At 64.2% G+C, this 22615-nt stretch carries 26 protein-coding genes; 16 read left to right on the top strand and 10 right to left on the bottom strand.

Annotated features, from left to right (window positions below; translation table 11 throughout):
- Positions 1–8: 8 nt before the first annotated feature.
- From trxA to AAXE93_RS09125, 3 genes are all read right to left on the bottom strand, one after another.
- Positions 9–332 carry a thioredoxin gene (gene trxA, locus AAXE93_RS09135; protein WP_006851354.1) on the bottom strand — a complete coding sequence of 108 codons (324 nt, stop codon included), beginning with the start codon at positions 330–332 and terminating at the stop codon, positions 9–11.
- 180 nt (positions 333–512) lie between these two features.
- The gene (locus tag AAXE93_RS09130) at positions 513–1676 is read right to left on the bottom strand and encodes a GuaB3 family IMP dehydrogenase-related protein (RefSeq protein WP_390130156.1); all 1164 of its coding nucleotides are present in this window, start codon (positions 1674–1676) and stop codon (positions 513–515) included.
- Between the two features lie 63 nt (positions 1677–1739).
- The gene (locus tag AAXE93_RS09125) at positions 1740–2282 is read right to left on the bottom strand and encodes a CAAD domain-containing protein (RefSeq protein ID WP_390130153.1); all 543 of its coding nucleotides are present in this window, start codon (positions 2280–2282) and stop codon (positions 1740–1742) included.
- 91 nt (positions 2283–2373) lie between these two features.
- Between AAXE93_RS09125 and gyrA the strand changes: the two genes are divergently transcribed.
- The 3 genes from gyrA to AAXE93_RS09110 all read left to right on the top strand — a co-directional run bounded on the left by gyrA (position 2374) and on the right by AAXE93_RS09110 (position 6533).
- Positions 2374–4998, top strand: coding sequence for a DNA gyrase subunit A (gene gyrA, locus AAXE93_RS09120; RefSeq protein ID WP_390130151.1), 2625 nt, complete (start codon positions 2374–2376; stop codon positions 4996–4998).
- Positions 4999–5000: 2 nt separating this feature from the next.
- Positions 5001–6239 (top strand): lycopene beta cyclase, encoded by a 1239-nt coding sequence (gene crtL / locus AAXE93_RS09115; protein WP_390130148.1) that lies wholly within the window; start codon positions 5001–5003, stop codon positions 6237–6239.
- A gap of 63 nt (positions 6240–6302) precedes the next feature.
- Positions 6303–6533, top strand: coding sequence for a hypothetical protein (locus AAXE93_RS09110; RefSeq protein ID WP_390130145.1), 231 nt, complete (start codon positions 6303–6305; stop codon positions 6531–6533).
- 57 nt (positions 6534–6590) lie between these two features.
- Here AAXE93_RS09110 and AAXE93_RS09105 read toward each other — a convergent pair whose 3' ends face one another.
- Positions 6591–8207: a glycoside hydrolase family 57 protein gene (locus AAXE93_RS09105; protein WP_390130142.1), complete on the bottom strand. Its 1617-nt coding sequence runs from the start codon at positions 8205–8207 to the stop codon at positions 6591–6593.
- 109 nt (positions 8208–8316) lie between these two features.
- Here AAXE93_RS09105 and AAXE93_RS09100 point away from each other — a divergent pair, with 109 nt between their 5' ends.
- The 3 genes from AAXE93_RS09100 (at position 8317) to AAXE93_RS09090 (ending at position 11074) form a co-directional block, all read left to right on the top strand.
- The gene (locus tag AAXE93_RS09100) at positions 8317–9939 is read left to right on the top strand and encodes a 2-isopropylmalate synthase (protein WP_390130139.1); all 1623 of its coding nucleotides are present in this window, start codon (positions 8317–8319) and stop codon (positions 9937–9939) included.
- A 10-nt stretch (positions 9940–9949) separates the two neighbouring features.
- Positions 9950–10774: a carbohydrate ABC transporter permease gene (locus tag AAXE93_RS09095; RefSeq protein WP_390130137.1), complete on the top strand. Its 825-nt coding sequence runs from the start codon at positions 9950–9952 to the stop codon at positions 10772–10774.
- A 108-nt stretch (positions 10775–10882) separates the two neighbouring features.
- Positions 10883–11074 (top strand): bacteriocin, encoded by a 192-nt coding sequence (locus tag AAXE93_RS09090; protein ID WP_390130135.1) that lies wholly within the window; start codon positions 10883–10885, stop codon positions 11072–11074.
- A 30-nt stretch (positions 11075–11104) separates the two neighbouring features.
- On the opposite strand, the gene AAXE93_RS09085 is transcribed toward AAXE93_RS09090, so the two are convergent.
- Complete coding sequence (locus tag AAXE93_RS09085) at positions 11105–11287, bottom strand: hypothetical protein (protein ID WP_390130133.1); 183 nt, start codon at positions 11285–11287, stop codon at positions 11105–11107.
- Positions 11288–11384: 97 nt separating this feature from the next.
- Entirely contained in the window at positions 11385–11831 is a 447-nt protein-coding gene (locus tag AAXE93_RS09080) for a hypothetical protein (protein ID WP_390130131.1), read from the bottom strand.
- A 90-nt stretch (positions 11832–11921) separates the two neighbouring features.
- On the opposite strand from AAXE93_RS09080, the gene AAXE93_RS09075 reads away from it, so the two are divergent.
- The 4 genes from AAXE93_RS09075 (at position 11922) to AAXE93_RS09060 (ending at position 13657) form a co-directional block, all read left to right on the top strand.
- Positions 11922–12170, top strand: coding sequence for a hypothetical protein (locus AAXE93_RS09075; RefSeq protein ID WP_390130129.1), 249 nt, complete (start codon positions 11922–11924; stop codon positions 12168–12170).
- A complete protein-coding gene (locus tag AAXE93_RS09070) occupies positions 12170–12472 on the top strand; it encodes an MTH1187 family thiamine-binding protein (RefSeq protein WP_390130127.1) in 303 nt (100 codons plus the stop codon). The genes AAXE93_RS09075 and AAXE93_RS09070 overlap by 1 nt, the downstream gene beginning before the upstream one ends.
- 82 nt (positions 12473–12554) lie before the next feature.
- On the top strand, positions 12555–13043 hold the full coding sequence (locus tag AAXE93_RS09065) for a hypothetical protein (protein ID WP_390130124.1): 489 nt from the start codon (positions 12555–12557) through the stop codon (positions 13041–13043).
- A 26-nt stretch (positions 13044–13069) separates the two neighbouring features.
- Entirely contained in the window at positions 13070–13657 is a 588-nt protein-coding gene (locus tag AAXE93_RS09060) for an RluA family pseudouridine synthase (protein ID WP_390130122.1), read from the top strand.
- Between the two features lie 29 nt (positions 13658–13686).
- Here AAXE93_RS09060 and AAXE93_RS09055 read toward each other — a convergent pair whose 3' ends face one another.
- Positions 13687–15777, bottom strand: coding sequence for an HDIG domain-containing metalloprotein (locus AAXE93_RS09055; protein ID WP_390130120.1), 2091 nt, complete (start codon positions 15775–15777; stop codon positions 13687–13689).
- A 70-nt stretch (positions 15778–15847) separates the two neighbouring features.
- On the opposite strand from AAXE93_RS09055, the gene folD reads away from it, so the two are divergent.
- The 6 genes from folD (at position 15848) to AAXE93_RS09025 (ending at position 20301) form a co-directional block, all read left to right on the top strand.
- Positions 15848–16729: a bifunctional methylenetetrahydrofolate dehydrogenase/methenyltetrahydrofolate cyclohydrolase FolD gene (folD, locus tag AAXE93_RS09050; RefSeq protein ID WP_115008652.1), complete on the top strand. Its 882-nt coding sequence runs from the start codon at positions 15848–15850 to the stop codon at positions 16727–16729.
- Positions 16730–16845: 116 nt separating this feature from the next.
- Positions 16846–17160: a hypothetical protein gene (locus AAXE93_RS09045; RefSeq protein ID WP_390130118.1), complete on the top strand. Its 315-nt coding sequence runs from the start codon at positions 16846–16848 to the stop codon at positions 17158–17160.
- On the top strand, positions 17051–17413 hold the full coding sequence (locus AAXE93_RS09040) for a TIGR02466 family protein (RefSeq protein ID WP_390130116.1): 363 nt from the start codon (positions 17051–17053) through the stop codon (positions 17411–17413). Before AAXE93_RS09045 ends, AAXE93_RS09040 begins: the two co-directional genes overlap by 110 nt.
- Positions 17414–17453: 40 nt before the next feature.
- On the top strand, positions 17454–18344 hold the full coding sequence (gene crtE / locus AAXE93_RS09035) for a geranylgeranyl diphosphate synthase CrtE (protein ID WP_115008653.1): 891 nt from the start codon (positions 17454–17456) through the stop codon (positions 18342–18344).
- On the top strand, positions 18341–18853 hold the full coding sequence (locus tag AAXE93_RS09030; RefSeq protein WP_390130113.1) for a divergent PAP2 family protein: 513 nt from the start codon (positions 18341–18343) through the stop codon (positions 18851–18853). Before crtE ends, AAXE93_RS09030 begins: the two co-directional genes overlap by 4 nt.
- Complete coding sequence (locus tag AAXE93_RS09025; RefSeq protein WP_390130110.1) at positions 18850–20301, top strand: ATP-dependent RecD-like DNA helicase; 1452 nt, start codon at positions 18850–18852, stop codon at positions 20299–20301. Before AAXE93_RS09030 ends, AAXE93_RS09025 begins: the two co-directional genes overlap by 4 nt.
- Before the next feature lie 220 nt (positions 20302–20521).
- On the opposite strand, the gene AAXE93_RS09020 is transcribed toward AAXE93_RS09025, so the two are convergent.
- The 3 genes from AAXE93_RS09020 to AAXE93_RS09010 all read right to left on the bottom strand — a co-directional run bounded on the left by AAXE93_RS09020 (position 20522) and on the right by AAXE93_RS09010 (position 22606).
- Entirely contained in the window at positions 20522–20815 is a 294-nt protein-coding gene (locus AAXE93_RS09020) for a hypothetical protein (RefSeq protein WP_390130109.1), read from the bottom strand.
- A gap of 115 nt (positions 20816–20930) precedes the next feature.
- Positions 20931–21251, bottom strand: a complete 321-nt coding sequence (locus AAXE93_RS09015; RefSeq protein WP_255441992.1) for an acylphosphatase — start codon at positions 21249–21251, stop codon at positions 20931–20933.
- Positions 21179–22606: a cobyrinate a,c-diamide synthase gene (locus AAXE93_RS09010; protein ID WP_390130107.1), complete on the bottom strand. Its 1428-nt coding sequence runs from the start codon at positions 22604–22606 to the stop codon at positions 21179–21181. Before AAXE93_RS09010 ends, AAXE93_RS09015 begins: the two co-directional genes overlap by 73 nt.
- Positions 22607–22615: the final 9 nt, after the last annotated feature.

Below are 22615 nucleotides of genomic sequence, written 5' to 3'. Positions count from 1 at the left end.
GGACGGATTCAGAGGTACTTGGAAATGGTGCCTGACAGGGTTGCCTTGGGAACAGCACCCACGACGGTGTCAACCTTCTGGCCGCCCTTGAACACCATCAGCGTCGGGATGCTGCGGATGCCGTACTGGCTGGCGACGTTGGGGTTCTCGTCGGTGTTGAGCTTGAACACCTTGATCTGACCGTCAAATTCCTTGGCGATCTCTTCCACGATCGGAGCCACCATGCGGCAGGGTCCGCACCAGGGTGCCCAGAAGTCCACAAGAACCGGCACGTCGCTCTGGAGCACGTCCTGCTCGAAGGATGCGTCGGTGACAGCAGCTGCGCTGGACATATGAGCAGGGGAATTTAAAGAGAATTTAGCAACGGTTTTGAGCGAAAACACAGGTCTTCCCTGCTGAGAAGGGAACTGTGACAGTCGCTCTCCACAAAGAGTGAAAGCCCGATCGCGCCGGGCCGGGGGGTGTGAGGAGTGTGTGGGCCGAAGCCCGCACAGCTCCAGTTTAGCCCTGCCCTACTTGCCCATTCCGAGGTGCTGGGCCTTTTGGTAAACCTTGCCTTCCGTCAGCAGGGAGGGTGCCACGACCACCTCCACCTGCTGCATCTCCTTGATGGTTTGGGCGCCCAGGGTGCCCATCGATGTCTTCAGGCAGCCCAGCAGGTTGTGGGTGCCGTCGTCCAACTTGGCCGGGCCGCGCAGGATGCGCTCGATGCTGCCGGTGTTGCCCACATTGATGCGGGTGCCGCGGGGCAGCACCGGGCTAGGCGTGGCCATGCCCCAGTGGAAGCCACGGCCGGGAGCTTCCTCGGCCCGGGCGATGGGTGAACCGATCATCACGGCGTCGGCGCCACAGGCGATGCACTTGCAGATGTCACCGCCGGTGACGATGCCACCGTCGGCAACGATCGGCACGTAGCGACCGCTTTCCTTTTCGTAGTCGGCCCGGGCGGCAGCACAGTCGGCCACTGCGGTGGCCTGGGGAATGCCCACGCCGAGAACGCCACGGGAGGTGCAGGCGGCACCGGGACCGATGCCCACCATCACGCCGGCGGCACCAGCCCGCATCAGCTGCAGGGCCACGTCGTAGGTGACGCAGTTACCGATCACCACGGGAACGCCCATGTCGCGGCACAGGGCTTCCAGATCAAGGGTCTCCTGGCCTGCAGGACCGGTGTGATCCGTCGAGACCACAGTGGCCTGCACGAAGAACAGGTCGGCTCCGGCTTCGGCAATGGCCTTTCCGAAACGCATGGCGGCCACCGGAGTGCCACTAACGGCGGCAATGCCGCCCTGGGCTTTGATGTCGTGGATGCGTTTACGGATCAGCGACTCCTGAACCGGCTGGCTGTAGATCTCCTGCATCAGCGGGACGAATTCGTCCTTGCCGACGGCGGCGATGCGATCCAACACCTGGTTGGGGTCTTCGTAGCGGGTCTGAACACCCTCAAGGTTCAACACGCCGAGGGCGCCCAGTTGGGACAGGCGAACGGCCATGCCGACGTCCACCACGCCGTCCATGGCGCTGGCGATGATCGGGATCTCGCGCTCGATGCCGCCCAGGGTCCATCGGGTATCGGTGACCTCGGGGTCCACCGTGCGACCCCCAGGCACCAGGGCGATTTCATCGATTCCGTAGGCCCGGCGAACGGTCTTGGAGCGTCCGAGCTGAATGTCCACCGCGCGACTTCAATAAAGTCTGATCAAGCTACCAATCGGGATGATCGGCTCAGCTTGATCGGGTCAGCTCGATCGGCCTGTCACGCGGGTCCAGGTGGAGCGGGCGCCCTTGATGAAGTTGTCCCGATCGCTGTTGCGGATCAGGTTGCGCAGGGCGAAGTTCACCAGCCAGATCACGCCGGCCAGCTCCAGCAGGCCTGGCACCAGAGGGATGCTGTTGATGGTGCTGAGCACGCCGGAGTAAACCCTCGCCACCAGGCTGAACACGATCAGGCCGCCCACAACCCGCAGCGGCAGCTGGGCTTTGGTCCAGAGCTCAGCCAGATCGTTCTGCTCAAGCCAGTCCTTCACATTGCCCACCAGCAGCTCCCATTCGCCGCCGTCACCATCGGAGCTCTCTTGAGCAGGGATCGACAAGGTGGAGGCGATCACCGGGTCTGGTGTTGGAGCGGGGGTCGGTGCCGGAGTGGGCGCCGGTGTTGGGCCTGGCGTGGGTGCCGGAGTCGGCTCAGGTTCCGGCGTTGCGGCGGGCGTGGGCTCCGGTGTGGGGGTGGGGTCGCTGCCTGGGGTTTCGGCTTCAGGGCGCGGCTCGTCGACAGGACCCATCACGTCAGTGGAAAGCGTTCGGCAGTTTATCCGGATTTTTCTGTTGCTTCTACTGTCCGAGATAGACTGACAAAGGACGTCTGATGCACGTATGACGGATTCTGTGGGGCCTGGCGGCGGCGGTCCCGGCGATTCCGACGATCGGATCATTCAGACGGACCTGCGCAACGAGATGTCGCGCTCCTATTTGGAGTACGCGATGAGTGTGATCGTGGGTCGGGCCCTGCCCGATGCCCGCGACGGTCTCAAGCCGGTGCATCGCCGGATCCTGTACGCGATGTACGAGCTGGGCCTCACCAGCGACAGGCCTTACCGCAAGTGCGCCCGTGTGGTGGGCGAAGTGCTCGGCAAATATCACCCCCACGGCGACACCGCCGTGTACGACGCCCTGGTGCGCATGGCCCAGGACTTCTCCATGTCGATGCCCCTGATCGATGGGCACGGCAACTTCGGTTCGGTGGACAACGACCCGCCGGCGGCCATGCGATACACCGAATCGCGGTTGCAGGCGCTCACCACCGACAGCCTCCTGGAGGACATCGAGGCGGAGACCGTTGATTTCGCCGACAACTTCGATGGCTCCCAGCAAGAGCCCACGGTGCTGCCGGCGCGGATCCCGCAGCTGCTGCTGAATGGTTCGGCGGGCATCGCCGTGGGGATGGCGACGAACATCCCGCCCCACAACCTCAATGAACTGATTGATGGCTTGCTCGCGTTGATCGCGAACCCGGAGATCACCGATCAGGAGTTGATCCAGCTGATCCCCGGCCCAGACTTCCCCACCGGCGGTCAGATCCTGGGGCGTGAAGGCATCCGTGAGACCTACCTGGGTGGCCGCGGATCGGTGACGATGCGCGGCGTGGCCAACATCGAAACGATCGAGGCACCGGGGCGGCCTGATCGCGATGCGGTGATCATCACCGAGTTGCCGTATCAGACCAACAAAGCGGCGCTGATCGAGCGCATTGCAGAGCTGGTCAACGACAAGAAGCTCGAGGGCATCTCCGACATCCGCGACGAGAGCGACCGCGATGGCATGCGGATCGTTGTGGAGCTGCGCCGCGACGCCTACCCGCAGGTGGTGCTGAACAACCTGTTCAAACTCACCCCGCTGCAGAGCAACTTCAGTGCCTACATGCTGGCGCTGGTGAACGGTGAGCCGATCCTGCTCACCCTGCGCAAGATGCTCGAGGTGTTCCTCGACTTCCGGGTCGAGACGATCGAGCGCCGCACCCGATACCTTCTGCGCAAGGCCGAAGAGCGCGACCACATCCTGCTGGGCCTGCTTCTGGCCCTCGATCAGCTCGATCCGATCATTGCCTTGATCCGGGCTGCACCCGACACGGCCACGGCCCGGCAACAGCTGCAGGATCGCCATGGCCTGTCCGACATCCAGGCCGACGCCATCCTGCAGATGCAGCTGCGTCGTCTCACCGCTCTTGAGGCCGACAAGATCAGGCTCGAGCACGAGGATCTGGTCACCAAGATCGCCGACTACAAGGACATCCTTGGCCGGCGTGAGCGGGTGTTCGGGATCATCCAGGACGAGCTCGGTCAGCTGCGTGATCGCTACCCGACACCGCGCCGCACCGAAATCCTCGACCTCGGCGGTGGCCTGTCTGACATCGACCTGATCGCCAACGAGCGGTCGGTGGTGCTGCTCACCGAGACCGGCTATCTCAAGCGGATGCCGGTGAGTGAATTCGAGGCCACCAGCCGCGGCACCCGCGGCAAAGCGGGCACCCGCAGCCAGGGTGAAGATGCGGTGAAGCTGTTCATCAGCTGCAACGACCACGACACCTTGGTGCTGTTCAGCGACCGCGGTGTGTCCTATGCCCTGCCCGCCTACCGCGTACCCCAGTGCAGCCGTGCGGCCAAGGGAACGCCGGTGGTGCAGCTGCTGCCGATCCCCCGGGAAGAAGCGATCACCACGTTGATTCCGGTGTCGGAATTCAGCGACGACACCGACCTGGTGATGCTCACCCGCGGTGGCTTCATCAAGCGAACCCGCCTTTCGGCCTTCAGCAACATCCGCTCCAACGGCCTGATCGCCATCAACTTGGAGGAAGGCGATGCCCTCACCTGGGTGCGCCTGGCAGTGCCCGGCGACAGCGTCTTGATCGGCTCCAAAGCCGGGATGACCATCCACTTCCGCCTCAGTGATGAGGAATTGCGGCCCCTGGGGCGTACGGCCCGCGGCGTGCGGTCGATGAGCCTGCGCGATGGCGATGCCCTGGTGAGCATGGATGTGCTGCCGGTGGAACTCGCCGATCAGGTGGCCGCCAGCGCAGACGATGAAGAGGATGTCGCCAGCGAGGGTCCCTGGGTGCTCGTGGCCTCGGCTTCGGGTCTGGGCAAGCGGGTGCCGGTGACGCAATTCCGCCTGCAGAAGCGGGCCGGCATGGGCCTGCGCGCGATGAAGTTCCGCACCGACTCTGACGAGCTGGTGGGGCTGAGTGTGCTCGGTGCAGGTGAAGAGCTGCTGCTCGTGAGTGAGAAAGGCGTGATCGTGCGCACCAGCGCCGATGCCATCCCTCAGCAGTCTCGTGCTGCTACGGGGGTGCGTCTGCAGAAGCTCGACAAGGGCGACCGGCTGCTGAAGGTGGTGCTGGTGCCGCCGGAAGCGGACGACGACTCCGCTGACGACACGTCGAACGACAGCGAATCGAGTGACACCGAAGCGGCTAACACTGACAACAAAGCTCAGGACAGCTGACCTTGGCTGAGCCGGTGGATGTGCTGGTGCTGGGGGGCGGTCCTGCTGCCCTCTGCATCGCCTCGGAACTGAACCAACTGGGTTTGGCTGTTGCGGCCATTGCCCCGGATCCGGTCGACGATCCCTGGCCGAACACCTACGGCATCTGGGCCGATGAACTCAAAGCTGTGGGGCTTGAGCAGCTGCTGGAGCACCGCTGGAGCGACACCGTCAGTTACTTCGGCGAAGGCGGATCAACGGCTCAGGATCAGAGCCATGCCCACGGGATCGACTACGGCCTGTTCGATCGTGCTGCCCTGCAGTGCCATTGGCTGGAGCGGGCTGAGGGTGTGGTCTTTCATCAAGACACCGTTGAGCGGGTGGACGTGAATGGCTCCACCACCAGTGTGTGTTGCGCATCAGGAACCACCCTGCAGGTGCGCTTGGTGATTGATGCCTCCGGTTCACGCACGCCCCACATTCGCCGGCCGGATCAGGGGCCGGTGGCGGGCCAGGCGGCTTACGGCGTGGTGGGGCGTTTCTCCAAGCCTCCAATCGAGGAGGGTCGGTTTGTGCTGATGGACTACCGCTGCGATCACCTCAATGAAGAGCAGCGCAGCGAACCGCCTACGTTTTTGTACGCGATGGATCTGGGCGATGGGGTGTTCTTCGTGGAAGAAACCTCACTCGCCTTGGCGCCAGGGGTCCCCTACGACGTGCTCAAGCAACGACTCCACCAGCGCCTGGATCTGCGCGGCGTGGAGATCACCGAGGTGATCCACGAAGAGTTCTGCCTCTTCCCGATGAACCTGCCGCTGCCGGATCGCAACCAGCCGGTGCTGGCCTTTGGCGGTGCGGCGAGCATGGTGCACCCGGCCTCGGGCTACATGGTGGGATCGCTGCTGCGGCGGGGGCCGGATCTGGCCCAAGCATTAGCCGAAGCCCTCGCTAATCCAAGCCTTGGTTCAGCGGCCTTGGCCCATCGGGGTTGGCAAGCGCTGTGGCCGATCGAATTGGTGCTGCGTCATCAGCTCTATCAATTCGGTTTGGGCCGTTTGATGGGCTTTAACGAGGCGTTGTTGCGCATCCACTTCGCCACCTTCTTTTCGCTGCCGCGGGAGGAGTGGTTTGGCTTCCTCACCAACACCTTGCCGTTGCCGCGCTTGATGGGCGTGATGCTGCGTTTGTTTGCCCTTTCGCCTTGGGAGTTGCGGCGGGGGCTGGTGCTGGGGGCGGCGAAGGATCAAGCCCCGCGGTTTTGATCAGGCAAGCCTGCAAAGGGTCAGCGATCCAGCTGAACCTCTGACTGGGTTGCCGATTGGGACATGGGCAATGAAGCCCAGGAGATCGGCTACAAGTTCACCAAGAAAACGGTGGACTTTGACTCCGACCTGGAGTCGCAGAACGGTGCCTTGATTGAAGCGGGCTTGGACTACACGATCCAAAACCACAACAGCACCGCCTGGAAGATCTACGGCCGAGGTGGGGTGGAGCTGTGGGACAGCGACCGCGGTGCGACCTGGCGTGCGAGCGGCGGTGTGACCTTCCAGTTCTGATCGCTACTCAGGACGCCACTCCCTCAGTTGAGGGAGTGCTGAACATCCATGCCTCCCTCATCTGGGGGAGGCTTTAGTTGATTCGCTCGGCGCAGAAGGCTGAGGATTGGTCTGAACCGGGGCCCAGTCCAACGGCTGAATCAGCGGGAACAGGCGGTCGTCCGTCTGCACTTCCTCAAGCCAGCCCTCCGGCAATTCGGCAGTTCCGTCGATCGCCTGGATCAGCTGCCAGAAACGGCCCAGGTGGCGTTGCACCCGTTCTTTGGCCAGTTCGGTGGTGGTGCCGGCCCGCAGGATGAAGCTCCAATCGGACGACTGGGCCAGCAGAAGTTCCCGAGCCGCCTGCTGCAGCCACTGCATCGCCTGCTCGCTGCCCACGCCGCGGCTGCAGCGCTGCACCATTGCGGCGCTGGCCTTTTCCCACTCGGGAATGATCCAGGCGTTGCTGTCGTTCAGCCAGTAGTCGTGATAGCCCCCTTGCCCCCAGCTGGAGGGGCAGGGATCGCAGAGCTGCAGCTGGCCAACATTGTTCAGCACATCGCGCAGCCGGGTGAAGCTCACCCCTTCCTGTGGTGCCTGCTGAAACAGCTGGCTGAGAAAAGCCGGGCCTTCAAACCACCAGTGGCCGAAGAGTTCGGCATCGAAGGGGGCCACCAGCAGGGGGGAGACGTCCATGGCAGCGCTGAGCTGATCCAGTTGCCGCCGGCGGCCCTGCAGGTAATCGGTGGCGTGCTCTTTCACCCGTTCCGCCGCCACCCCCGGTTCGTAGGGGCGTTTGCGGTCCAACGGAGCGCTGTGGTCGGTGACCCGATGCAGCTTCAGGCCGAGCGGTCGCGGCTGGTCGAGCCCCAGGGGTTTGAGCTCTTCGATCGGCAGGTCCCAGCCCAGATCCCGGTGGAACTCCCGGTAGTGGGGATCGCCGGGGTAGCCGTCCTTGGCCGACCAAACCGGCAATGTGGCGTCACTGTCGCGCCCGAAGAAGGCCACCCCATTGCGGCTGCAGATCGGGGCGTACACCCCATAGCGGGGGCGGGGCCGACCGTGCAGCAACCCATGGCCGTCCAGCACGGCGTAGCGCAGCCCCGCATCGCGCATCCAGCGATCCAGGCCCTCGTAATAGGCGCATTCCGGCAACCAGATCCCCAAGGGGCGTTCGCCCACGAGGCGTTGGTGTTCCCGCACCGCCGTACGCAGTTGCCCGCGCACCGCTTCCGGGTGATGGCGCAGCAGGGGCAGGTAGCCGTGGGTGGCGCCGCAGGTGAGCAGGTCCACCACCCCCAATTGCTGCAGTGCCGCGAAGCGCTGGATCAGATCGCCGTCGCAGCTCTGCCAGCCTCGCCGGTGCCGCTCGATCGTGGCCGCCAGGTGTTCGGCGCCTGCGCGCAGGGATGGGTCGGCCTTCGGCAGCAGATCAAGTCGTTCGTTCAGCCAGGCGGGGAAGCGCTGCTTGAGGTCTTGATCGCTGAGCAGCGACAGCAGCGTCGGCGACAAGCCGATGGTGAGTTTGGGTTGCTGCTGGGGGTCGGCGCTGGCCAGCTCCAGCGTTTCCAGCAGCGGCAGATAACACTCGATCAGGGCCTGGAAAAACCAGTCCTCCTCCAGGGATCCAGGTTGTGCCGACCGCACGTAGGGCAGATGGGCATGCAACACCAGGGCGACAGCGCCTTTGGTCACGAACAAGCCCAAACGGTGGCTGAATTTAATCCGATTCCCCCTCGGGGGCTGAACTAAGATGGGTTAACTCATAGTCACTCCGACTAAGACCTCCGCTGGAGCCCCTTCCATGGCCAAGGACCCCGGTCGCGTCCTGATTTTTGACACCACCCTGCGGGATGGTGAGCAGTCGCCCGGGGCGAGCCTCAACCTGGAGGAAAAGCTGGCCATCGCCCAGCAGCTGGCGCGGCTTGGTGTGGATGTGATCGAGGCGGGGTTCCCCTTCGCCAGCCCCGGTGATTTCGCCGCCGTGCAGCGGATCGCCCAGCAGGTGGGTGGCGACAACGGCCCGATCATCTGTGGCCTGGCCCGTGCCTCAAGGGCCGACATCAAGGCCTGCGCCGATGCCGTGGCGCCAGCCCCGCGTCGCCGCATTCACACCTTCATCGCCACCAGCGACATCCACCTCGAGCACAAGCTGCGCAAGAGCCGTGCCGATGTGCTCGGCATCGTCCCCGAGATGGTGAGCTATGCCCGCTCTCTTGTTGAGGATGTTGAGTTCTCCTGTGAAGACGCCGGCCGCAGCGATCCGGAGTTCCTCTACGAGGTGATTGAGGCGGCGATTTCCGCTGGTGCCACCACGATCAACATTCCCGACACCGTGGGCTACACCACCCCCTCGGAGTTCGGTGCACTGATTGCGGGCATCAATCAGCACGTGCCCAACATCGGCGATGCTGTGATCTCGGTCCATGGCCACAACGATCTCGGCCTGGCCGTGGCGAACTTCCTCGAGGCGGTGAAGAACGGTGCCCGTCAGCTCGAATGCACGATCAACGGCATCGGCGAACGGGCCGGCAATGCCTCCCTCGAGGAGTTGGTGATGGCGCTGCATGTGCGGCGGCGCTACTACAACCCCTTCTTTGGCCGGGAGGAAGACAGCCCCACGCCGCTCACGGCCGTGCGCACCGAAGAGATCACCAAGACCTCACGACTGGTCTCCAATCTCACCGGCATGGTGGTGCAGCCCAACAAGGCCATCGTTGGTGCCAATGCCTTCGCCCATGAATCCGGCATCCACCAGGACGGCGTTCTCAAGAATCGGCTCACCTACGAAATCATCGACGCCCAGACGGTGGGCTTGTCCGACAACCGCATCTCCCTCGGCAAGCTGAGCGGCCGCAGTGCCGTTCGCGCTCGACTGGAGGAGCTGGGCTACGACCTCACCCGTGAGGATCTCGATGAGGCCTTTGCCCGCTTCAAGGAACTCGCTGATCGCAAGCGCGAGATCACCGACCGTGATCTTGAGGCGATCGTCAGCGAACAGGTGCAGCAGCCGGAAGCCCGCTTCCAGCTCAAGCTGGTGCAGGTCAGCTGCGGCAGCAGCCTGCGCCCCACCGCCACCGTCACCCTTTCGGATGAAGAGGGCAGTGAAACCACGGGCTCGGCAGTGGGCACCGGTCCGGTGGATGCCGTCTGCCGTGCCTTGAACGATCTGGCGGGTGTGCCCAATGAATTGATCGAGTTTTCGGTGAAGTCGGTCACCGAGGGAATCGATGCCATGGGTGATGTGACCATTCGCCTGCGCCGCAACGGTGCGCTCTATTCCGGTCACGCTGCAGACACCGATGTGGTGGTGGCAGCGGCGATGGCCTTTGTGAATGCCCTCAATCGCCTGGTGGCCGGAGAGGAGCGTCAGTCATTGCATCCGCAGAAGGATCCTGTTGTTCTGGAGACCCGACCAACGCTCTAGAGCCGACGCCATGCGCACCTTCACCGCCCGGGTTGTTCAGCTGGTGCTGCTGATTCTTCTGGCGCTGCTGGTGCTCACGCCGTTGCTCTGGTTGGTGAGCACCTCGCTCAAGGGCCCGGCGGAAGACATCTTCAGCAGTCCACCGGCGTTGCTGCCCGCCCAGCCGAGTTTCGATGCCTACGTGCGGCTGTTTCAGGACAATCCCCTAACTACCTATCTGTTCAACAGCACCGTGGTGAGTGGCCTGGCGGTGCTGGCCAACCTGCTGTTCTGCTCCCTGGCCGCCTACCCCCTGGCCCGGCTGCGCTTCGCCGGCCGGGGCCTGGTGCTGGGCCTGGTGGTGGCCACGATCCTGATCCCGTTCCAGGTGGTGATGATTCCGCTGTATCTGCTGATGGTGCAGCTGGGGCTGCGCAACACCCTGCTGGCCCTGGTGATTCCCCAGGCGGCCACCGCCTTTGGCCTTTACCTGCTGCGCCAGAGCTTTCTGGGTGTCCCCAAGGAGCTGGAGGAGGCGGCACGCATCGATGGCTGCAGCCGTCTGGGGGAATGGTGGAACGTGATGATTCCTGCCGCCAAAGCCGATCTCATCACCCTGGCGATGTTCGTGTTCATCGGCACCTGGAGCGATTTCCTCTGGCCGCTAGTGATCCTCGACGACCCGTCCCTCTACACCTTGCCTCTGGGGTTGCAGCAGCTTTCCAGCAGCTTTTCGCTGGATTGGCGGATCGTTGCCGCTGGCTCCGTGGTCTCAATCCTGCCGGTGTTGGTCTTGTTCGTGCTGTTGCAGCGCTTCATCCTGCCCAATGCCAGCGGGGATGCGGTGAAGGGATGAAGCGGCCGAGGTGCGCATAGCCGAGAAGGCATTCATGCGTTCCTGCATCACACCCATCTGTTGGCTGAGCAGCTCACTGTGGGCGCGGTTCGGTGTGCGCTCCTCCAGTTGATCGATCCGCTCCTGCAGCCCATGGATCTTGAGCGGTTTCTCGGGCTCGCTGCCGAGCGCGGCTTTGCCTTGAATGAGGCGGATGTGTTCGCGGCCCAGCAGCGTGAACACCAGGCGCGAACGGCAGCTGAGCTGCAGCAGGACCAAGCCGCCGAATCACGCCGCCTGCGCAATTTCATCCACGGCTGATCACCACCACGTTTCAGTTCACAGTTCCGTTTAAAGATCCAGTTTCACCACGTCCGGTGTTTCCCCGAGCACCTCGCCGATCCTGCGGGCGTGGTCCACGGCACCATCGTGGCTGTGAAAGATCCAGGCTTTGTCGAGGGATGCTTGGCTCTCGATGCGTTGGTTCACCGCATTGATGCAGAGATGGCCGCCCTCCGAGCAGGACCTCAGCACATAGCGTTCGGCGTGTTTGGTGAAAATCGGCTGAGAGGGCTATTTCTTCTCGCTAGCGATGCGGTTGCGCGGCTGTCGGCGTTCTGCTGAATTGCTTTTAGTTTTCTTCCTTGAGGGTTAAGAGGGTTTGTTTTTGCCAGCCCAACCCCGTGGGTGCGGCAAAGCGGCTTTGATGCCCGCCCTCCCGGAACCAGGGGATGCTGAGGGCCTCGATCTCCAGCTCGTCCGGGTTGAGCGACCAGGTGTCCTGCAGGTAGAGGCGCAGTTGCTCGGGTTCCGGCGGATCGGCCTGTTGCCAGTGCACCACGGCCAACTGCTCCGGCCGTGAGCGGAGAATCGCCAGCCGGTGATTCGGATCGCCGTCGTTGGCGGGCTGAATCGATTCCTCCAGCTGCTCATCGCAGACGTAGAGCCGCAGCGGAGCACTGCCATCGGCCTGGGGAAGTGGATATTTGTTGAGATACAGGGCCCGTGCTTTTTGAAACGCTGCCCCCGGAGCCTTCACCATCAAGGCGTTGTAGGCCTGCTGCAGCTGTTCACACATGCCCTTTGCGTCCCGTTGCTGGCTCCAGTTTGGGAATGCCGCCGGGGCAGGAGCATGGGAAGATGGTGACACTTCCGGGATTGGACTGCGATGGCCAAGAATCGCTCCCGCTACCGGTTGGTTAGCCTCGATGGTCGGCCGCATCCGGTGCTCGACGCCCCTTACGACACGTTGGAACTGGCCCTCGCTGATGCCAGTGATTGGTGCACGGGACAAGGGTCCCGCTGTTCCATGGGTCAGCAGGGCATTGCGGTTGAAGTGCGAACCGACAGCGGCAGTTGGCGCACCATTGATTACCCCGTTAGTTGCTTGAGCCGATCCAATGCAATGGCGGGCTGATGTGGGTCAGTGTTGATCTCTGCGTGGTGCCGATCGGTGTGGGCGTCAGCCTTTCGCCTTATATCGCCGCCTGTGAGCGGGTGATCGCCGCCACAGGTTTGACCCATCAGCTGGGTCCCAATGGCACAGCGATCGAAGGCCCGTGGGACGAGGTGATGGAGTGTGTACGGGCCTGTCATGCCGAGTTGCATGGTATGGGGGCCCCACGTCTCTACACAACGCTCAAGCTCAACACCCGCACCGATCGGCAGCAGTCGTTCGCTGAGAAGGTCGCTTCCGTGGAGCAGCTTCTTGGTGACTGAGAATCTGTAGAACTTCGGTGGGAATCGAGCCAGCTTGAGCTGATCTTGAGACCAATGAGATTGTTCTGTGGTCCCTGGCTTGATGGGTCGCCGTTTCAGGGCTGCGCTGTTGGTTCTGCTGGTGTTGCAGCTCACGGGCAGTGCTGTTCAAGCCTCAACCTGGGATCGCATCGCCAGTTACCTGCGGCTGCTGCAGCGGGCGGGCGTGAAGGCCCTAGTGGCGCCCGACTGCCCCTTGGGCTTGCTGGGGGCCTTCCATGAGGGCAAGCATGCCCTGTTGATGTGCGGCAACAACCTGCCCGACGATCCCGCCGTCGTTTGGATGGTGCTGGCCCATGAATCAGCCCATGTGATGCAGTCGTGCCATGGCGGCAACCTGATGCCGGCGGCCTTGCTCAGCCGTGAGGTGGAGCTGGCCCGCCAGCAGGACCCCAATCCTTTTCACGAGTTGCAGCTCTATCACTCCGGTCAGCATCACGTTGAGGCGGAAGCCCGGCTGATTCAGGCCCTGCCCGCGGAGCAGGTGGTGGCCTTGTTTGAAAAACACTGCGCCCAGCGGCTCTCCCCTTGAAGCTGCTGATCCGGGACCCGTGGCTGATGGCGGTCGACAAGCCCGCCGGCCTGCTGAGCCAACCCGGCCTGGGGCCCGAGCAAAGCGATTCCGTGATCACTCGCCTGCAGCGGCAGGACCAAAGCCTGCGCCTGGTTCACCGCCTGGACCGCGACACCTCCGGGGTGCTGCTCTTGGCCCGAAGCGCTGACGCCCTGCGCCGCCTCAGTGCCCTGTTTGCTGAACGGCGGATCAACAAGCTGTATCAGGCGGATGTGGAGGGGGAACTCCATGGCCGCGGTTGCATCGCCAGCCCTTTGGCGCGCCTGTCGCGCCAACCGCCGCGCTACGGCAGTCACCCGGAGGGACGTCTGGCGCTGACGATCTGGAGAGCCCGCGCCGCTGGTGCCCACAGCACGCGGCTCTGGCTGCGTCCGCTCACGGGACGCTCCCATCAGCTGCGGGCCCATCTGGCCGAACGGGGTCACCCCATCGTGGGCGATCCCATCTATGGGGATGCCGGCCGGTCCTGCCGCTTGCATCTGCATGCCCAGGCCCTGAGCTTTCGCCATCCCTTCACCCAGGTGCGCGTCCGTTTGATCGCGCAGGAGGTTCCCTTTGTCACTGAGTGCTGAACTCGTGAGTGCTGAACTAGACGCTGCGATCAGCGTCGGGCGGGGATTGGATAGGGGATGCGGCGGTGGCGCATCCGCCGCCATACCTGCACGAAGGCACGAATCACCAGTTCTACTTCGCTGCGGTTGAGGCTGCTTTTTCGCAGTTGTCCATCCCGCTGCCGCGCTTCCACAATCCGCCGCACCGTGTCCACCGCCTGGGCATCGGAGGTGTCGGGGGGGAGGGATCGAAGCGCCGCTTCACAGCCGTCGGCCAGCATCAGGATCGCCGTTTCTTTGGAGCGGGGTACCGGGCCCCGGTAACGGAAGCGGCGCTCCTCAACGGCTCCGCCGCGCTCCTGGGCCTTGTGCAGGAAGTAGCCCATTTTCAAGGTGCCCTGGTGCTCAGGGATGAAATCGGCGATGGGCCGGGGCAGGCGGTGGCGCCGCGCCAGCTTCAGCCCCTCATCCACATGGGCTTGAAGCACCGCCGCACTCGCCTGGGGGTCATCCAGGGCGTCGTGGGGATTGGGACCGTCCTTCTGGTTCTCGATGAACCAGTCCGGCGCATGCAGCTTGCCCACATCGTGATACAGCGATCCGGTCCGGATCAGATCCACATCCGCACCAATCGCCCGCGCCCCTTCCTCCGCCAGGCCGCAGATCATCAGGGTGTGTTCAAAGGTTCCCGGGGCTTCACAGGAGAGGCGGCGCAGCAGGGGGCGCTCCTGGTCGGCCAGTTCCAGCAGCCGTGCCCGGGTGAGCAGGCCAAAGGAGCCCTCGAGCATCGGGATCAGCAGCAGGCTGAACATCAGCAGAACACCGAGCACAAAGGAATCGGTGGCCAGTTCATCCAGGCTTGGATTCAGATTTCCCCAGAGCCGCAGGCCGGTGATCGGTTGCAGCTGAAGCAGCAGCCACTGCCCCACAAAGGCGCCGATCGGCAGCAGCACCGTGAGTTGAAGCAACTGGCCGCGGCTGCGCTGACGACCTGCGATCAAGGCCCCAGCGGCGGCCACCGTTGCCGCCACAATCAGGCGACCGTCTCCCAACCCCTGGACGGGTTCTGGCCAGAGCAGAGCGGCCACCCCCATCCAGACCAAGCCGCATCCGGTGCCGAGGCCTTCCGCCAGCACAAGGGTGGGCACCACTAGCACGGCCAGAGGGCTCACGGAGCTTTTGAACCAGAGCTTGGCTCCCTGCACCAGCAGCAGCAGGCCCACCGCCAGCAGCGCGTGGCGCACCTCCAGGCCAGGCCGTTCACGCCGCATCACCAGCAGCATCACGGCGCAGGCTGCAGCGGCTTCAACGAACCGTTGGAACCAGATCAACGGTTGGGGTTCGCGGCGCACGCGGCCGAAATAATCCAGCACGTCGTAAGCCTGGGGACTGATCAGCTCGCCCTTGCGGGTGATCAGATCCCCCTTGCGCACCTCGATGGTGGGGATGGCCTGTTTGGTCAGCTGTTCCTCGATCAGCTGTTTGCTCAGGTTCGGGTCCGTGCGCAGGTTGGTGCTGCCGCGCATGGCGCTGGTGAGAACCTTGCCGGCCAGGGTGCGCGCCGCCTCTGGCTGCAGGGCAACCGCCTTGAGTTGCTGGTCGGCGGCCTTGCGCAATTGCTCAATGGCCAGGTTGCTCACAAGCCCTTGGCTGAGCATGCGATCAGCGGTGCTGCGCACCGCTTTATCCCAGGCCAGATGCTCCCATTCGCTGCGTCGTTCCAGCCACCTTTTCTCTTGATCAGACAGGTTCACCGGCCCGATTCGGTCTCCAGATCCGGTGTTGGTGACCTCCTGCAGTTGCAGCAGTTGCTGCTCGAGCCGTTGTTTGAGTGCTTGGGTCTGCTCCTGATCGATCACCTGCACCACCGTTCGCGCCACCAGCGAGGCCCGCTGCTGCTCGAGGGCGGTGCTGTCCTGTACCAAAGCATCCTTTGGAGCGATGGCTTCAAACGGGGCCAGCGATCCGGGTTGAAGTTTTGGCTTGATCAGCCAGGGCAGGCTTGAGGCTGCGGCCACGCAAAGGCACAGCAGCAGCACAACAAAGGTCTGCAGTCGCGTCCAGCGCAGCAGGCGTCGCCCTGGGCCTTCGAGCCGCACCCAGTTCCGCCAAAGGCTGCTCAGCCGTGGAACACGAACCAAAAAGGACCCTGTAGCGGCCTAACGCTAGCTCTCCTCAGAGGGCATGCTGGAGGGAGTGCATGGGAATGCCATGGCCCTGCGTTTGGACGGCAAGGTGCTGGCAAGGGATGTGGAGCATCGTCTTCAAACCCTGATCGAACGGCGTCTGGCCGAGGCGGGGCGACCGCCGGGCTTGGCGGTGCTGCGGGTTGGTGATGATCCCGCCAGCGCCGTCTACGTCGCCAACAAGGAAAAAGCCTGTGCTCGGATCGGGGTGGCCAGCTTTGGTGATCACCTCCCCGGCGACACGCCTCCAGCGCAGGTGCTTCAGACGATTGAACAGCTGAATGCCAACCCTGCAGTGGACGGGATCCTTCTGCAGTTGCCCCTTCCTGCTGGCCTCGATGAGGGGCCGCTGCTGATGGCCATTGATCCTGAAAAGGATGCCGATGGTCTGCACACCCTCAATCTCGGACGGCTGCTCAAGGGGGAGCCGGGCCCGCGCAGCTGCACCCCCGCCGGGGTGATGGCGATGCTGCGCAGCAATGGCATCGATCCTGCGGGCAAGCGCGCCGTGGTGATCGGACGCAGCATTCTCGTGGGGCAGCCGATGGCCTTGATGCTGCAGGCCGCCAACGCCACTGTCACCATCGCCCACTCCCGCACGGCCGATCTGGCGGCCCACACCCGCGAAGCCGACATCCTCGTGGTGGCAGCAGGCCGTCCTGAGTTCATCGGGGCCGAGCACGTGCGGCCGGGGGCGGCGGTGGTGGATGTGGGCATCCACCGCAAGCCGGAAGGTGGATTGTGCGGGGATGTTCGTGCGGCTGAAGTCGAGTCGATCGCCGCTGCGCTCTCGCCCGTCCCCGGCGGTGTGGGACCGATGACGGTGACGATGCTTCTGGTGAACACCGTTGTGGCTTGGTGCAGACGCCACAACCTTGACCATGATTTGGACGATCTCGTGCCCTGATCGGCTCCATGGCGCTGCACTGGCTGTTCCCTACCCCTGATCTGCAGGTGGACCTTGAGCCGGATGCCGCCACAGCCGAAGCCATGCAGCAGCAGCTGGAGTAGTTCGATGCCCAGGTGTTTCAACACCCTGAGTTCAGCGAACGCAACAACCTCACCGGGGATCTGCTGGGCCATGCCGGTCTGGATCAGTTGCATCGCATGGATGCGTTTCAGTGGCTGAACGGGCAGTTGGCTGAGCATGTTGCGACCTATCTCCGTTTGCTGTTGGGCCCGGAGCACGGTCTTGTGGCCCACATCCAGAAGGCCTGGCCTGTGGTGTGTGAGGAATGGCGGAACGGTGGATCTGCACAGCCACCGCAACGCCCAGTTGAGCGCAGTGTTCTACGTGTTGACGGATCCTGCGATCGAGAGCGGGGAGCTGGAATTTGAGGCACCCGACGATTACTTCAGCCATGTGATGGCGATTCCCTACCGCGATGCGGCGGTTTCCGGTGGGGTGTTCGCGCCGTTACCCCACCGTCTTCTGCTGTTCCCTTCGGACCTGCGCCATCGGGTGCTCCCCTATGAGGGAAGCAGCCCCCGCTATTCGGTGTCCTACGACCTGGCCATCACCACGGCACCGGGCAAGGGACGCGAGATGCGAACACCCCATCCGATGGATTGGGTTCCTCTCGGCAGCTAAGGGCTCGGCCTGAGAGAATCCCGCCAGCCAGGGTCCACCCATGAGCGCCGAGTTCGATTTCAAGGCCTATCTCGGCAAGGCCAAAGAGCGGGTGGAAGCGGCCCTCGATGGATCGCTCGGTCCGGAGCGGCCGGAGTCCCTCAGGGAAGCGATGCGCTATTCACTGCTTGCCGGTGGCAAGCGCCTGCGCCCGATTCTTTGCCTTGCCGCCTGCGAGCTGGCGGGCGGGGAAGCGACGCAGGCCCTGCCTACGGCGGTGGCGCTGGAAATGATCCACACCATGTCGTTGATCCATGACGACCTGCCGGCTATGGATGACGACGACCTGCGCCGTGGTCGTCCCACCAACCACAAGGTTTACGGCGAAGCCGTGGCCATCCTTGCCGGTGATGCCCTGCTGACCCGCGCCTTCGAAATGGTGGCGCTGCGCAGTCCGGATGTGCCGGCTGAGCGTCTGCTCAAGGTTGTGGGAGAACTGTCGTTGGTGGCCGGCGCCCCTGGCCTGGTGGGTGGCCAGGTGGTGGATCTGGAAAGCGAAGGCAAGGAGGTGGATCTTGAAACCCTCGAGTACATCCACCTCCACAAAACAGGAGCCCTGTTGAGTGCTTGTGTGATCACCGGGGCGATGATCGGCGGCGCCGATGAGGCGCTGATCAAGGCCCTGCGCACCTACGCCAGGGGGATCGGCCTCGCCTTCCAGATCATCGACGACATCCTCGACATCACCGCCAGCAGCGAGGTGCTCGGCAAAACTGCCGGCAAGGACCTCATCGCCGACAAGACCACCTATCCCAAGCTGCTTGGGCTCGATGAGTCCCGCCGTCGGGCCGATGCGTTGGTCAATGAAGCGAAAGAGGCGCTTCAACCCTGGGCCGAGAAGGCGATTCCCCTGCTGGCCTTGGCTGACTTCATTACCAGCCGCGACCGATGATCGACGCCACGCCCTCCCATGCGGTGCTGCGGGAGTTCTGCGACAACAGTTCGCTCATCTGGGGCTTGATGGCCTGTGGCGTCGCCCAGCTCTCGAAATTGTTCCTTGAGTTGCTTCTGCATCGCCGTTGGCGTCCGGCGGTGCTGATTGAAACCGGCGGCATGCCGTCGAGCCACTCCGCCCTGGTCACCGGCACGGCGGCCTGTGTGGGCTGGACCCTGGGCTTTGATCACCCCCTCTTCGCCCTTGCGGCGATGGTGGCGTTCGTCGTCATGTACGACGCCAGTGGCATTCGTCGCGCCGCCGGGCTGACGGCGGAACGGGTCAATGCTCTGCCTGATTCGCTCTGGCTGGACGCTCCGGAAAAACCCCTCAAGGAAAGCCTTGGCCACAGCCGGCTGCAGGTGCTGGTGGGCAGCCTGATGGGTCCCGCCGTTGCTTTGCCCGGTTTGGAATTTGTGGGATCACCGCTGCATCTGCTGTCGGGTCTTGGAGCTGGGCTGGGGTGACCGCTGCCGCGGACCTGACCGCTGATCAGCAGGAAGCGGCGGACGCCTTTGCGGCCTGGCTCAAGCAGCCCGTGGATGGCACGCCCTTCGTGCTCAGTGGTTTTGCCGGCAGCGGCAAAACCTTCCTCTCCATGCGCCTGCTGCGCCAGGTGGAGGCCAGCGGTCTGTGCTGGACCGTCGTGGCACCGACCCATAAAGCGGTGGGCGTTCTGCGCCAGGCGTTGGAGTTGGAGGGTCTCCAACCCACCTGGTACCCCTCCACCATTCATCGCTTGCTGCGTCTGAAGCTCAAGCGCTCCGCCGACGCTGAACTCTGCGAACCCACCGAGCAGACGCCCATGGCCCTGGAGAACCTGGGCCTGGTGCTGATCGACGAAGCCTCCATGGTGGACAGCACCCTGTTGGGCATTGCCCTCCAGTGCGCCCATCCGTTCAAGACCCGTCTGGTGTTCGTCGGCGACCCCGCCCAGTTGCCTCCGGTGGGTGAGCCGAACAGCCCCGTGTTTGCGATGCAACGGTCCTGTTCCGCGAGCTTGACCCAGGTAGTGCGGCATCAAGGCCCGGTGCTGCAGTTGGCGGCGGGGCTGCGGGAGGGGCGCCTGCCCTGCCAGATGCCGCCGCTGCTGCCCCTGATTCGTTCCCCGCAGGGGCAGGTGCGCAGTCTGGTGCAACGGGAGTGGCTGGATCAGGCCAGGCGTGCATTGCGCGACGCCTCGGTGCAGGACAACCCCGATGCAGCACGCATCCTCTGCTACACGAACCGCACCCTGGATCGTCTGGTGCCCCATGCGCGCCGGGCCATCCATGGGGAGATGGCCGATCAGATGCCGGTGCTGCCCGGTGAGGTGTTGATCAGTCGCACCGCCGTGATGGCCCCGGCCTCAAGGGACGGAGAAGAGGCGGGTGAAGAACCCGACATGGTGCTCGGCTCCAACCGCGAAGTCACGGTGCGGGACGTCAAGCCTGAGGCCTGTGACCTGGCGGATTTCGGCCTCTCCTCAGCCGATGGGCCCGTGCCGGTGATCGAGACCCTCTCCGCATCGGTGAATGCGGGGGATCTGGAGCTCACCCTGCGCCTGCAGCCGCCGATTGGCAGCCCAGGTCGTCAGGAGCTCGATGCGGTGATGCAGCGGCTGCGCAAGCAGGCCCGTGATGCCGGCAAGAAAAACGGTCGCGCGATCTGGCGGCAGTACTTTCTGATTCGCGATGCCTTCGCTTCCCTGGGGCCTGCGGCAGTGCTCACGGTGCATCGCAGTCAGGGCAGCAGTTTCGGGGATGTCTTCGTGGCGCCGGATGTGTTCCGGGCCGACCCCGCCATCCGCCAGCAGCTCTGTTATGTGGCCGTGTCCCGTGCCCGCACGGGGGTGTGGTTGCTCGGCGGCGAGACGTCCGCTGACCTGCGCGCCACCTGGCAGCGCCAATTCGACATCACGCGGGATTCCAAGTGAATCCGAGGATCAGCGCTCAGAGGCGCAGGATCAGGGCCGCCAGGCCGATGCTCACCCCCAAACTCGCAACGCCGAGCAGGGCTCTCCAGAAGGCTTTGTCTTTGGTGTCGAGGAAGTTGCTCAAGACATGCCAGGGGCGTTATTCGCCAGTCGTGCCATCTGGCAGCAGGTAAGGGAAGGTGCGATGGATCGGGCGGTGCAGCGACCGCAGCGTTTTGTTTTAGTGAACGCCTGGCACAACGCTGTAGCGGCGCCCCAGCACCAGCGCATGGTCCAGATCGGCCTCGCAACTGCGGATGTCGGTTTGCAAAGGCCGCGCCTGCGTTGACACCGGTGCAGCGGCGGGAATCAGGGCCGAAAACTGTCCCTCCCTGAGCCGCCAGCTCTGACAGGCGTCGAGGGCTTCTGCTGCGGAATCGAACACCTGCTTGGTGGTTTCCCGTCGTGTGCTCATGGCTTCCATGCCGAGCAGGGGCAGCGCAGTGATCAACAGGACAAATCCGAAGCGGAGCATGCGGCAGGCGCGAAGGTCCTGCTTCAGCCGTAGCGAGATGGGCGGAGCGTGGAGACCTCCTTCCCAATTTTTTCGCGTCTATGTCTCAGCGCACTTTGTCTCAGCGCACGTCGTCTCAGTAGCGCACTTCGAACCAGTCGTCGCCCGTGATCGGGAGCTGGCTGGGGGTCACCCGAACCACCCGGGCGCCCGGCGGCCCGACCTCACACCAGGCCCGCAGTTCAGACAAGGCCAGCGGTGGGCCTTCGGCCTGCACTTCCACACGGCCATCACTCAGGTTGCGCACCCAGCCGCTGATGCCGAGATCCAGGGCGCGCCGATTGCAGCTGGCGCGGAACCCCACCCGCTGAACGCGACCTTCGATCACCCAGCGCCAGCGTTCGGAGAAGGGTTGGACCCGCGGGGGCTGCTGGCGGCTGACGAAGCGCTTGGCGATCTTCTCTCCCCGGATTCGAGCGCGGCGCGCCATCGGGAGCAGATCGTCGTAGAGCTTGCCCAGTGCAGGTGAACCCAGCTCGCGTGAACCGTCTGATCGACCCATCCTTCCGAATGTCGATGGACTTTCCATCCCTCAATGTCCCACAGCACTGACCTGTCGGAGGCCGGCCGGCTGGTGTGCAGTTCCCAGCGGTGAAATTCGTGGCCCACCAGCTGCTGACCGCTCTCCACCACAGGGCTGTCCCGCCGCGCCTGCAGGCGGCGATAGCCCACCTGCAGTGGGCCGCGCTGGGCGGTGAAGGGAAGCAAGCCCGCCATGGGGTGGCTGGTGCCATCGAGGTCGGTCAGCTGCTCTCCGAGCACAAGCATCCCGCCGCATTCGGCGTAGAGCGGTCGCTGCTGCACGAACGCCCGCAGCGAGCCCAGGCTTCGCGTGCAGCCGCTGAGCTGGGCAGCGTGCTGTTCGGGGAAACCGCCCGGCAGGATCAGGCCCTTGGCGTCTGCCGGGATGGCCTCATCGGCCAGGGGGCTCCAGCGGAGCACGGGCATGCCCAAGTGCTCCAGCAGTTCACTGGTTTCCTGGTAGCGGAAGTGAAAGGCGGCATCACTGGCCAGAGCCACCGGCAGGGGCTGGCCCTGCTCCACGGGGATGTGGGCCAGGGGATGCGGCCCGGGGCGGGGCGCCTGCAGCAGGGGCACCAGGCGTTCCAGGTCCAGGTGCTGGCTGGCCAGAGTGGCCCAGGCCTGGCGTCGCTGCTCGGGGGCCTCCAATTCATGGGCCGGGGCCAAGCCGAGATGCCGGCCCGGCAGGGCCAGGGCTTCGCTGCGCGGCAGGCAGCCCAGCAATGGCACCTCCATGCGCTCCAGCACGTCGGCCAGCAGCTCCCGGTGCCTGGGGCTGCTGACCTTGTTGAGCACCACGCCGGCGATGCGCAGCTGGGGATCGTGATCGCGGAATCCGCGCACGATGGCGCCGAGGGAGGCGGCCTGACCACCGGCATCCAGCACCAGCACCACCGGCAGGTCCAGCAGGCGGGCCACGTCGGCCGTGCTTCCGGTTGTACTGCTGCCGATGCCATCGAAGAGCCCCATCACCCCTTCCACGAGGGTCAGCTCAGAGGCACCGCCGTAACCGTGAAAGGCCTGGCGAACCCAGGTTTCACCGCAGAGATTGAGATCGAGGTTGCGACAGGCCTGGCCCGAGGCCTGGCTGAGCAGCTGGGCATCGAGATAGTCCGGTCCCACCTTGAAGGCCTGGATCCGGCGTCCGTTCTGCTGGGCCCAGCTCAGCAGCGCCAGGCCCAACAGGGTTTTGCCGCTGCCACTGGCTGGTGCAGCGATGACAGCGGCCATGGCTCAGAT

This window comes from Synechococcus sp. HIMB2401, assembly GCF_042883245.1.
In the GTDB taxonomy this organism is placed as follows: domain Bacteria; phylum Cyanobacteriota; class Cyanobacteriia; order PCC-6307; family Cyanobiaceae; genus Parasynechococcus.
The sequence above is the reverse complement of the archived record's forward strand: the minus strand, read 5'-3'. Positions and strand labels throughout refer to the sequence as shown.